A 6,411-nucleotide genomic window follows, 5' to 3' on the forward strand; every position below is an offset into this window, starting at 1 on the left:
ACCCTGCCGCCATGTTCAGCCGTGAAACCACCCTCGCCCGCTTCGACGCCGACCTGTATGCCGCCATGCAGCAGGAAGCCCAGCGTCAGGAAGATCACATCGAGCTGATCGCTTCGGAAAACTACACCAGCCCGGCGGTCATGGAAGCCCAGGGCAGCGTGCTGACCAACAAGTACGCCGAAGGCTATCCCCACAAGCGCTACTATGGCGGCTGCGAATACGTCGACGTGGTCGAGCAACTGGCCATCGACCGCGCCAAGCAGCTGTTCGGCGCCGACTACGCCAATGTCCAGCCGCACTCCGGCTCCCAGGCCAACTCGGCCGTGTACCTGGCGCTGATCGAAGCCGGTGACACCATCCTCGGCATGAGCCTGGCTCACGGCGGCCACCTGACCCACGGCGCCACCGTGTCCTCTTCCGGCAAGCTGTACAACGCCGTCCAGTACGGCATCGACGAGCAGGGCCTGATCGACTACGCCGAGGTCGAGCGCCTGGCCCAGGAGCACAAGCCCAAGGTCATCGTCGCCGGCTACTCCGCCTACTCCCAGGTGCTGGACTTCGCCCGCTTCCGCGCCATCGCCGATGCCGTGGGTGCCTACCTGTTCGTCGACATGGCCCATTTCGCCGGCTTGGTCGCCGCGGGTGTCTACCCGAATCCGGTGCCCTTCGCCGACGTGGTCACCAGCACCACCCACAAGACCCTGCGCGGTCCGCGTGGCGGCCTGATCCTGGCCAAGGCCAACGAAGCCATCGAGAAGAAGCTCAACTCGGCGGTCTTCCCCGGTGCCCAGGGCGGCCCGCTGATGCACGTCATCGCCGGCAAGGCCGTGTGCTTCAAGGAAGCCCTGCAGCCCGAGTTCAAGACCTACCAGCAGCAGGTGATCAAGAACGCCCAGGCCATGGCCGGCGTGTTCATCGAGCGTGGCTTCGACGTCGTTTCCGGCGGCACCGACAACCACCTGTTCCTGCTCAGCCTGATCAAGCAGGAAATCACCGGCAAGGACGCGGACGCCGCCCTGGGTCGCGCCTTCATCACCGTGAACAAGAACTCGGTGCCGAACGATCCGCGCTCGCCCTTCGTCACCTCCGGCCTGCGCATCGGTACCCCGGCCGTCACCACCCGTGGCTTCCAGGAAGCCGAGTGCCGCGAACTGGCCGGCTGGATCTGCGACATCCTCGGCAACATGGGCGACGAAGCGGTGATCGACGCCGTCCGTGAAAAGGTCAAGGCCGTCTGCGCCCGCCTGCCGGTGTACGGTCGCTAAGGTTTCACCTGCTTTCCCCCTCTCCCCCTGGGAGAGGGCCGGGGTGAGGGAACCACCAAGAAAAGAGCCCCGACCAATCGGCCGGGGCTCTTTGCCTTTCCAGAAGGGTCGCCAAGGCAGCCAAGCCAGCTCTTGCCGTACGCTGGAAGCCTCCGAAAACGAAAAACCCCGGCCAGTGCCGGGGTTTTTCGTTGTCAGGCGTCGATCAGGCCTTAGAGGACCTGCAGATCGCCCAGGCCGTCCAGGTAGCGCTCGGCGTCCAGCGCCGCCATGCAGCCGGCGCCGGCCGAGGTGATGGCCTGGCGGTAGGTGTGGTCGGCCACGTCGCCGGCGGCGAACACACCCGGCACGTTGGTGGCGGTGGCATTGGCCTCGCGACCGCCCTTCACCACCAGGTAGCCGTCGTGGGTCTCCAGCTGGCCTTCGAACAACCCGGTGTTGGGGGTATGGCCGATGGCGACGAACAGACCGGCCACCTGCAGCTCTTCGCTGCTGCCGTCGTTGTTCTTGATGCGCACGCCGGTGACGCCCATGTTGTCACCCAGCACCTCGTCGACGCTGGCGTTGAGCTTGAGCGCCATCTTGCCTTCGGCGACCCGGGCGCGCAGCTTGTCCTGCAGGATCTTCTCGGCGCGGAAGGTCTCGCGACGGTGGATCAGGGTCACCTTGCTGGCGATGTTGGCGAGGTACAGGGCTTCCTCGACCGCGGTGTTGCCGCCGCCGACCACCGCCACCTCGCGGTTGCGATAGAAGAAGCCGTCGCAGGTGGCGCAGGCGGACACGCCCTTGCCCATGAAGGCCTCTTCGCTGGCCAGGCCCAGGTAGCGGGCGCTGGCGCCGGTGGCGATGATCAGGGCGTCGCAGGTGTAGGTAGCGCTGTCACCCTTGAGGGTGTAGGGCTTGCCGCCAAAGTCCACAGCATTGATGTGATCGAAGACGATCTCGGTCTCGAAGCGCTCGGCGTGCTCGCGCATCCGCTCCATCAGCGCCGGACCGGTCAGGTCGTGGGGATCGCCCGGCCAGTTGTCGACCTCGGTGGTGGTGGTCAGCTGGCCGCCCATCTGCATGCCGGTGATCAAGAGCGGCTTGAGGTTGGCACGGGCGGCATAGACCGCGGCCGTGTAACCGGCCGGACCGGATCCGAGGATGATGAGGCGCGAATGGCGCGAGTTGCTGACTTCAGACATGACATTCTCCCTGCCGGGGTCTCCGGCAGACCTAAGAGTAGAGTGGCCGGCGCGCCCTGTGGGCATGCCGGCCGGTGTGCGTGCGGAACCGTTCCGCAAGCGCCGGTCGCTCCTGGCGACGGCGCGACCGGCGCCGATAGGCGGACACCGGGTCCAGGGATGGGGCTCAGCGTACCGGGTGCCGCCCCTCCACAGAAGCGACCATTCTAAATCCAGACCATAGGGCGCGCCTATGTCGACCGCTTCGGCCAGAGAGCCCTGAGGTAAGCTGTGCCTTCCCGCCACCTGTCAGGAATCTTCATGGCTGTCGCTCCGCTGTCCGGCTCCGCCTACTTCGCCGAAGGGCTGCGCCTGGTGACCCGCCCCGGCATGCGCCGCTTCGTGGTCATCCCGCTGACCATCAACCTGCTGCTCTACGCCGCCATTCTCACCTTTGCCGTGCGCGGCTTCGAGGGTTGGCTGGAGCAGCTGATGCCGAGCCTGCCGACCTGGGCGAGCTTCGTCGAATGGCTGCTCTGGCCGCTGTTCGTGCTCCTGCTGCTGGCGATCATCTTCTTTACCTTCACGATGCTGGCCAACCTGGTGGCGGCGCCCTTCAACGGCTTTCTGGCGGAAAAGGTCGAGGTCATGGTGCGCGGCCAGGACGACTTCCCGCCGTTCAATCTCACCGAACTGGTCACCATGGTGCCGCGCACCCTGCAGCGCGAACTGCGCAAGCTGGGCTACTACTTGCCGCGCGCCCTGGGCCTATTGGTGCTGACCTTCATCCCCGGCCTCAACCTGGTCGCCGCGCCGCTGTGGATCCTGTTCGGCGTCTGGATGATGGCGGTGCAGTACATCGACTTCCCCGCCGACAACCACAAGCTGGATTTCCGCGCCATGCTCGCCTGGCTGCGCACCCGCCGCCTGCGCTGCCTGGGCTTTGGCGGGGTGACCTACCTGGCGCTGCTGGTACCCGGCCTGAACGCCTTGTTCATGCCCGCCGCGGTGGCCGGGGCGACGCTGTTCTGGGTACGGGAAGAAGGCAACAAGGCCTTGCCGCAAGCCGGCGCCTGAGCCTTTCGCCCTGCTGGGCAGGCCTTGGCCAAACGAGGAGCGCTGTATGGATTTCAACGATCCAGGCTTCGCCGAACTGCTGGACGCCCTGCATGATGGCGTCTACATCACCGACCACGAGGGTCGCACCCTCAAGGTCAACCGGGCCTACGAACGCCTCACCGGATTGGACGGCAGCCAACTGGTCGGGCGCTGGATGCAGGATCTGGTGCGTGAGGGGGTGATCTCGCGCTCGGCCTCGCTCAAGGTGATCGCGGAGGGGCAGCCCTTCTCCCTGATGCAGCGCCTGGTCAACGGCAAGCAATTGCTGGTCAGTGCCTCGCCGATCTTTGCCGCCAGCGGCGAGATCCGCTATGTCATCAGCACCGTGCGCGACATGACCGAGTTGCTGCGCATGAAGCATGAGCGAGATGAACTGCAGCAACTCAAGCAGCTGCGCCACAGCACGGCGCAACTCCATGCGCGCCAGCTACCCTCCTCGCTGCTGAACGCCGGCGTGGCCACCGATGAGCTGTTCGACCTGGCCTATCGGGTCGCTGGGCGCGATGTGCGGGTATTGCTGCAGGGCGAGACGGGGGTGGGCAAGACCCTGGTGGCCCAGTTCATCCACAACCAGAGCAGCCGCGCCGCCGAGCCCTTCCTGTCGCTCAATTGCGGCGCCCTGCCGGAGCCCCTGGTCGAGGCCGAGCTGTTCGGCTATGCGCCGGGGGCCTTCACCGGCGCTTCGAGCAAGGGTAAGCGCGGCCTGCTGGAGCTGGCGAACCACGGCACGCTGTTCCTCGACGAGATCGGCGACCTGCCGCTGGCCTTGCAGGTCAAGCTGCTCAAGGTGCTGGAGGAAGGCCGCTTCATCCCGGTGGGCGGTCTCGAACTCAAGGAGGTCGATGTGCGGATCATCAGCGCCACGCACCGGGATCTCCAGCGCATGGTCGCGGCGGGCCAATTCCGCGCCGATCTCTTCTACCGCCTCAACGTGGTACCGCTTTGCATTCCGCCCCTGCGCGAGCGGCGCGATGAGATCCGTCCGCTGCTGGAGCATTACCTGGCACATTTCAACCAGCGCCATGGCCGGCAATTGCACTGGAGCCTGGAGGCCCTGGAGCTGCTCGAACAGTACGCCTGGCCGGGCAACATCCGCGAGTTGATCAACGTGGTGGAGCGGCTGGTCGCCCTCTGCGTGGGCGAGCAGATCGGCAGCCTCGACCTACCCAGCGAATGCCAGGCCCCGCTGCAGGACGACACCAATCCACTCAGCCTGCGCCGCCTGCTCGAACGCACCGAGCGCCAGGCCATCGGCCAGGCCCTGCAACGCTTCAAGACCACTCGGCTGGCGGCCAAGGCCCTGGGTATCAGCCAGGCGACGGTGGTGCAGAAGATGAAGCGCTGGGAGCGCGATTAGCTTTCCGATCAAAGCCGGTCGTGGCGATTGGGAAACGATTCGCCAACTACGGGTGGCGATCCGCTCTGGCACCCGCCTGGCCAGGGCTGGCGCGGCTTGCGCAGTAGTGGCACGGCTTTGGCTATGACCGGGAGACCACCCACAAGAACAAGCAGGTATCCCATGTCCCTTTCCGCCTTCCGTATCGCCGGCCGGTTGCTGACCGGCACCGAGGCACTGGACCGTCTGCCGCTCGAATTGAGCCGCCTGAACATCCACCATCCGCTGATCGTCACCGATGCCGTTCTGTTGCGCTCGGGCACGGTCGAGCATGTGATCCAGCGCCTGGAGGGCCGTGGCTACGGGGTCTACGACCGGGTCCAGCCCGAACCGGAGATCGCCATCGCCGAGGACTGCACCCAGGTCTATCGCGAGGGCGGCTACGACGGCCTGATCGGGGTCGGCGGCGGTAGCGCCATCGACATCGCCAAGAGCGTTGCCGCTTACGTCAACCATGACGGCCCGCTCGAAACGCTGTTCGGCACCGATCAGGTCAAGCGCAAGGGTCCGCCGCTGATCGCCATTCCCACCACCGCCGGGACCGGCTCCGAGGTGACCAACGTCGCGGTGCTGTCCGACAAGCAGGCCCACCTCAAGAAAGGCATAGCCTCGGATTTCCTGCTGCCCGATGTGGCCCTGGTCAGTCCGCTGATGACCCTGACCTGCCCGCGCGGGGTAACGGCGGCCAGTGGCGTCGACGCTCTGGTGCATGCCATCGAGGCCTATCTGTCGCTGAACGCCTCGGCGATCACCGATGCCCTGGCCCTCGGCGCGATCCGCCTGATCAGCCAGGCCCTGCCCAAGGCCTATGCCAATCCCGACCACCTGCAGGCTCGTGAAGACATGGCCAACGCCAGCCTGATGGCCGGCATGGCCTTCGGCAATGCCGGGGTCGCCGCCGTGCATGCCCTGGCCTATCCCCTGGGCGGACGTTTCAACATCGCCCATGGGGTGAGCAATGCGCTGCTGCTGCCCCACGTAATGGCCTGGAACAAGCTGGCTTGCCTGGAGCGCTTCCGCGACATCGCCGAGGCCATGGGCGAGACGGTGACCGGCCTGTCCGACCGGGAGGCTGCGGAGGTGGCGGTGGCGGCCATGCGCGCCCTTTGCGCCGCCGTGGAGATCCCCAAGGGAATGCGCGACTTCGCGGTGCCGGAAGAGGCCATTCCGGCCATGGCCGAAGAGGCCAGCAAGATCGATCGCCTGATGCGCAACAACCCGCGCAAGCTCAGCGTGAGCGACATCGAGCAGATCTACCGCGCTGCCTACTGATGCCGTCGGCGGCCCCGTGCCGCCCGCTCGTCCCTTGCCAAGGAGCCCCTAATGCAGCTCAAAGATGCTTCCCTGTTTCGCCAGCAAGCCTATGTCGACGGTGCCTGGATCGACGCCGACAGCGGCGCCACCGTCAGCGTGGACAACCCGGCCACCGGCGAGACCCTGGGCACCATTCCCAAGCTCGGCCGCG

At 66.2% G+C, this 6,411-nt stretch carries 6 protein-coding genes; 5 read left to right on the top strand and 1 reads right to left on the bottom strand.

All coding sequences use genetic code 11. From position 1 onward, the window contains the following. The first annotated feature begins 11 nt into the window (after window positions 1-11). Window positions 12-1,265, top strand: a complete 1,254-nt coding sequence (gene glyA / locus CFE50_RS19985) for a serine hydroxymethyltransferase (protein WP_286737027.1) — start codon at window positions 12-14, stop codon at window positions 1,263-1,265. Window positions 1,266-1,477: 212 nt separating this feature from the next. Here the strand turns inward: glyA and trxB are convergent, their stop codons facing one another. Next, window positions 1,478-2,452: a thioredoxin-disulfide reductase gene (trxB, locus tag CFE50_RS19990; protein WP_027598439.1), complete on the bottom strand. Its 975-nt coding sequence runs from the start codon at window positions 2,450-2,452 to the stop codon at window positions 1,478-1,480. 300 nt (window positions 2,453-2,752) lie between these two features. Here trxB and cysZ point away from each other — a divergent pair, with 300 nt between their 5' ends. From cysZ to CFE50_RS20010, 4 genes are all read left to right on the top strand, one after another. Further along, entirely contained in the window at window positions 2,753-3,508 is a 756-nt protein-coding gene (gene cysZ, locus CFE50_RS19995; protein ID WP_286737028.1) for a sulfate transporter CysZ, read from the top strand. 46 nt (window positions 3,509-3,554) lie between these two features. After that, a complete protein-coding gene (locus CFE50_RS20000; protein WP_140220573.1) occupies window positions 3,555-4,907 on the top strand; it encodes a sigma-54 interaction domain-containing protein in 1,353 nt (450 codons plus the stop codon). Between the two features lie 162 nt (window positions 4,908-5,069). Then, complete coding sequence (locus CFE50_RS20005; RefSeq protein ID WP_286737031.1) at window positions 5,070-6,218, top strand: iron-containing alcohol dehydrogenase; 1,149 nt, start codon at window positions 5,070-5,072, stop codon at window positions 6,216-6,218. A 51-nt stretch (window positions 6,219-6,269) separates the two neighbouring features. Then, a partial coding sequence (locus CFE50_RS20010; RefSeq protein WP_286736749.1) for a hypothetical protein occupies window positions 6,270-6,411 on the top strand: 142 nt, incomplete at its 3' end.

The sequence above is a fragment of the Pseudomonas sp. PGPPP4 genome, assembly GCF_002256045.1.
GTDB lineage: Bacteria > Pseudomonadota > Gammaproteobacteria > Pseudomonadales > Pseudomonadaceae > Chryseomonas > Chryseomonas oryzihabitans.